Genomic DNA, 3934 nt, shown 5'->3' on the forward strand with positions numbered 1-3934 from the left:
GTCCCCCCACCACGGCCCGCCCGCCCAGTAGGCGTAGGCCCGCCAGACGTCCGCGTTGGCCTTGAGGTAGGCGAGCATGGCGCCGGCCTCGGTCCGCCCGGCCGGCAGCGCGAAGCCGAACTCGCCCAGGAAGGCCCGGCACGCCCGCGCCCGGGCCCAGTCCGTGAAGGCGCGCAGGCGATCCTCTCCGGCTCCCGGCACGTAGGTCTGCAGGTCGGTGCCCGAACTGTTGGCGTCGAGGTACTGGTGCACCTCGAACATGAAGTTCCGGTCCTCGAAGCCCTCGAAGGCCGCGGCGTTGCCCTCGGAGACCCAGGAATGCGCGCCGGTCCAGCCGGCGCCCGGCACCATGATCAGCTGGTCCGAGCCGAGGTCGCGGATCGTGGCGACCACCCGATCGACGATCGGGCGCCATTCGGCCGGCTTGTAGGCGACCGGCTCATTCATCAGGCCGTAGGCGATCCCGGGCGCGTCCCGGAACGGGGTGGCGAGGCGTTTCCAGAAGTCGGCGAGGTCGGCGGCCTCCATCGGGCGGTCGTCGCGCTTGCCGTAATTGTGCGGGTCGAGCACCAGCACGAGGCCGTGCCGCCGGGCGCTCGCCGCGCAGCGCCGCAGCTCCGCGAGGTCCCGCTCCGCCAGCGCCCCGAACGGCTCGGGCTGCAGGCGCTCGATCCGGAAGGGCAGCCGCACGAGCCTGAGGCCGCGGCTCGCGTAGTAGGCGAAGGCCTGGTCCGGCGGGTAGATGTAGCCCTGGCCCAGCGGACGGCCGAGGTCGCCGAACTCCCCGCCCGACAGGTTGACCCCCGGATAAGTCAGCTCCGCGGACCGCGCTGGGGCGGGTGACAGGCCCGCGGCCCCGCCGACGGCGAGGCCCGAGACGGCGAGACCCGAAAGTGCTTGTCGTCGCGTGAGATTCACGTGCATCGAACCTGTGGTCTGTCCATCGTCCGGTGGCGGAGGCGCGTCTCTCCGGATCAGAGCGCGTTCGGATCCTTCACGAGCCGGATCGGCGTCTGGAGAACGATCGACGCGTCGAGGGCGAGCGACCAGCGCCGGATGTAGGCGCGGTCGCGGCTGATCCGCCGCGCGATCTTGTCGTAGGTGTCGGTGGGGCCGCGGTAGCCCGTGATCTGGGCGAGCCCGGTCAGGCCCGGCCGCACCAGGAAGCGGTCGTCGTAGTCCGAGACCATGTCGGCGAAGGTGTCGTCCATCGCGATGGCGTGCGGGCGCGGACCGACGAGCGACATGTGCCCGGCCACGACGTTGATGAGCTGGGGCATCTCGTCGAGGCTGGACCGGCGCAGGAAGCGCCCGATCTGGGTCACGCGCCGGTCGTTGGCGCTGGCCTGCTCGAAGGCCCCGCTCGATTCGAGGACCGTCATCGTGCGGAACTTCAGGATCTCGAAGGGCTGCCGGTTCAGGCCGTAGCGCTTCTGCCGGAAGAAGACGGGCCCCTTCGTCTCGGCCTTGATCAGGAGCGCGACCGCCAGGAAGAGCGGGATCAGGAAGAGGAGCGCGGTGAGCGCGACCGCGACGTCCGCCACCCGCTTCACGGCGGCGCCGTTGGCGGCGCGGGCGCGGCGGGCGATCGGCCGCTCGGCCCTGCCCCGGCGCGCGGGCGCGCGCCCCTCTTGGGTCCGGGGGAGCAGCCGGTCCTCGCGCTGGAACTTAACTGCTATTCCCTGCTGCATTCCCAAAACTCCAAATGCGGCGTGACGACGGGGACGGGATCCGCGGGCCGGCGGCGCCGGCCCGGGCGGCGGTACGGGTGCCCGGCTCGGGCACCCCGATCAGGTGCGGCGGCCGATGCCGCGCGCGGCGCGGCTGTGGGCCGGCTGGGCCGGGCGGGCGAGATCGCGGGCGACGAGCCAGAGGAACTGCCAGGAATCCACGAGGTAGCGCCGGTAGAGGCGCCGCGGCTCCGAGGCGACGCGCCAGGCCCATTCGAGGCCGATGCGACGGATCAGGACCGGCGCGCGGCGCTTGACGCCGGCGGCGAAATCGAGGGCTGCGCCCACGTTCAGCACGTAGCAGTCGCCGAGCGCGTCGTGGTAGCGGTCGGTCCAGATGTCGGATTTCGGTGCGCCCAGGCCCATGAACAGGTGCGTCGGCGCGTGCGCCCGGATGCGCGCGGCCAGCGCGTCCGAGTAGGCTGCGTCGCGCTCGAAGGCGTGCGGCGGCACGCAGAAGGCCAGCGCGTCGCGCCGGAAGCCGCGCCGCAGGAGGCGCTGCTCCAGGCGCTCGGCGACCTCGGCGGTGCTGCAGACGAAGAAGCAGCGGTGGCGGCCCGGATCGAGGACCTCGATGAGGCGCGCGAAGAGGTCGGCGCCCGTGACGCGGCCGGGCAGCCCGACGTTGCGCAGGCGGGCATAGAGGTAGACCGGCATGCCGTCGGCCGTGATCGTCCAGGCGCGGTCGTAGGCCCGGCGGAAGGCGGAGTTGCGCGCCATCTGGACGATGTGGTCGAGGTTGGCCGTGGCCAGCCGCTTCGGGCCCGAGCCCGAGGGGACCGCCTGCGTCATCTGCGCGACGAGCGCCTGCTCGTCGAGGGCCGAGAACGGCAGACCGAAGATCCGCCCCGCCTCGGCCGTCGCGCAACGGTCGGGCTGGGGGGCGTCCGGCTGGTAGGAAGCGAGTGACTGGGCCAATGTGCGCGTCCTCAAGGTGAAGGGCCTGCTCTGTGCGTGGTCGTGGTCGGGGCTCCGAGGCCGGAGGTCCCCTCAGGGCCGGGCGGCGTCCCGGCCGAGGGCCTCGGGCACGCCCGCCGGCATCCGGGCGGCGATCTCGCCGAGGGCGCCCCGGTAGTCGTGCCGCGCCAGGTACTCGGCGAGCCAGGTCCGCAGGGCGCGGGCGCGGGCCCGGGCCTCGGCCGGCGCGGCGCGGATCCGCCGGAGCTGCTCGGCCGCGTGCGCGACGTCGGGCTCGGCCCAGCGCGCCCGCCTCAGGCCCGCATAGGCCGGGTGGGGATCGTTGAACGGCACCAGCGCGTGATCGACCGGGTAACAGAGTTCCGGCGGGCAGATGTCGGTGCTGCCGGACCAGTTGGTCGCCACGACCGGGATGCCCGCGAGCGCCGCCTCGGCGAGCGTCAGGCCGAACCCCTCCGAGCGGTGCAGCGACAGGTAGGCGTCGGCCGAGGCCAGGAGCCCCTGCAGCGCGGCGCGGTCCCAGACCGCGTCGATCAGGCGGATGTTGCGCGCGCCCGCGATCGCCGCGTGGATCCGGTCGCGCTCGGCCGGGTAGCGGGCGCCGTCGCTGATCTTGAGCACCAGCTCCGCCTCTTCCGACTCGCCGAAGGCGGCGCGGAAGGCCATGATCGCCGCGACCGGGTTCTTGCGCAGGAAGGACGAGCCGAGGTTGAAGATGCTGACCACGCGGAAGCGCGCGTCCGCGCCGCGGGCGACGCTGTCGGCGACCGGGGCCGGCCGTTCGACCGGGTGCGGGACGACGACGACGGGCTTGCTCGTGTAGGCCTGCACGGCCTCCTGGCAGAACCGGCTCGGCACCATGACGGCGTCCACGAACCGGAGGGCGCCGACCCATTCCGGGGGCAGCGTCTCGAGCTCCCAGGCCCAGTAGCCGATGCTGTAGGTCCGCAGGTGCTGCGGCAGTCCCGCCCGGAGGATGCTGGGCAGGAGCATGGTCGGGTTGAGGTGGTAGATCGCTACGTCGGCCGGGGGCCCCGAATCCCGCCGCGGGTAGGCGACGCCGTCGTCGCTGTCGAAGAGCGCGGCGACGTCGGCGGTCGTGACCCCGCAGCCCGCCCGCGTCAGCGAGTCGATGCAGAGGCGCGCGGATTCGCCGAGCCCCGACGAGGAGGAGAGCAGGCCGACGACCCGCACGTTGCGCACCGCCTCCGGGAAGGGGTGGCGCATGGTGGGCATGACCCGCGGCAGGATGTGCCGCCGGACCGCCCGCGCGACCGGGCGCGCGG

The 3934-nt window shown here is 73.5% G+C and carries 4 protein-coding genes; all 4 read right to left on the reverse strand.

Annotated features, from left to right (window positions below):
* Nucleotides 1–924 (reverse strand): glycoside hydrolase family 5 protein (locus tag AX737_RS21170; RefSeq protein ID WP_066924673.1); only part of this gene is annotated, 924 nt, incomplete at its 3' end.
* 50 nt (nt 925–974) lie between these two features.
* A complete protein-coding gene (locus tag AX737_RS21175; RefSeq protein ID WP_082773198.1) occupies nt 975–1691 on the reverse strand; it encodes a sugar transferase in 717 nt (238 codons plus the stop codon).
* Between the two features lie 99 nt (nt 1692–1790).
* Nucleotides 1791–2648: a WecB/TagA/CpsF family glycosyltransferase gene (locus AX737_RS21180; RefSeq protein WP_066924675.1), complete on the reverse strand. Its 858-nt coding sequence runs from the start codon at nt 2646–2648 to the stop codon at nt 1791–1793.
* Nucleotides 2649–2720: 72 nt separating this feature from the next.
* On the reverse strand, nt 2721–3934 hold a 1214-nt coding region (locus AX737_RS21185), incomplete at its 5' end, for a glycosyltransferase (RefSeq protein WP_066924677.1).

The organism is Methylobacterium sp. CCH5-D2 (assembly GCF_001556475.1).
GTDB classification, from domain to species: domain Bacteria; phylum Pseudomonadota; class Alphaproteobacteria; order Rhizobiales; family Beijerinckiaceae; genus Methylobacterium; species Methylobacterium hispanicum.

Bases quoted from the DNA above. Each gene is read 5' to 3' on its own strand.
- AX737_RS21175 (WP_082773198.1), bottom strand. From the start codon at position 1,691: ATGCAGCAGGGAATAGCAGTTAAGTTCCAGCGCGAGGACCGGCTGCTC.